At 69.0% G+C, this 781-nt stretch carries 1 protein-coding gene; it reads left to right on the forward strand.

The window, feature by feature from the left end; all coding sequences use genetic code 11:
• Nucleotides 1-115: 115 nt before the first annotated feature.
• The coding region (locus C5F44_RS17710) for an alcohol dehydrogenase catalytic domain-containing protein (protein WP_235822675.1) at nt 116-781 on the forward strand (666 nt) is incomplete at its 3' end.

A 781-nucleotide genomic window follows, 5' to 3' on the forward strand; every position in this document is an offset into this window, starting at 1 on the left:
TCCTGATGGTCAGCTACTGGGCCCCGCTGGCAACCTGGCTGCCCAACCTTCTGATGCCGTGAGGGCAGGACAATGACCATGACGGAAAACCGGATCGTGCGCCTGCACGGGCAGAATGACCTGCGGCTGGAAACCCAGCCCCTGCCCGCGCCCGGTCCGGGCGAGGTGCGGGTGGCCGTGCGGGCGGGCGGGAGTCTGCGGGTCAGACCTGCACTACTGGCTGGAAGGCGGCATCGGCACCATCCGCGTCCGCGAGCCGATCATCCTTGGGCACGAGGCCGCCGGCGTGATCGAAACGCTGGGCGCGGGCGTCACCGGGTTGCAGGTCGGGCAACTGGTGGCGATGAACCCCTCGCATCCCTGCGGAGAATGTGCCTTCTGCCGGCAGGGCCTGACGATCCATTGCACGGCGATGAAGTTCAGGGGATCTGCGATGTATCTTCCGCATCAGCAGGGCATGTTCCGCGATCTTGTGGTGATCGGCGCCGGCCAGTGCCATCCGCTGCCCGAAGGCACCGACCCGGGCGCCGCCGCCTGCGCCGAGCCGCTGGCGGTCTGCCTGCACGCCGCCAACCGGGGTGAAGCGGTCGCCGGCAGCCTGGCGGGCAAGGTGGTCCTGGTCACGGGGGCGGGTCCGATCGGGGCGCTTTGTGTGGCGGTCGCCCGCCAGCGGGGGGCTGCGGAAATCATCGTGACCGACATTCAGGATGCAACGCTGGCCGTCGCCCGGAAGATGGGCGCCGATCACGCCGTCAACACCCTGACCCATCCCGAAGGGCTT

Source organism: Fuscovulum blasticum DSM 2131 (assembly GCF_003034965.1).
Lineage (GTDB): Bacteria > Pseudomonadota > Alphaproteobacteria > Rhodobacterales > Rhodobacteraceae > Pseudogemmobacter > Pseudogemmobacter blasticus.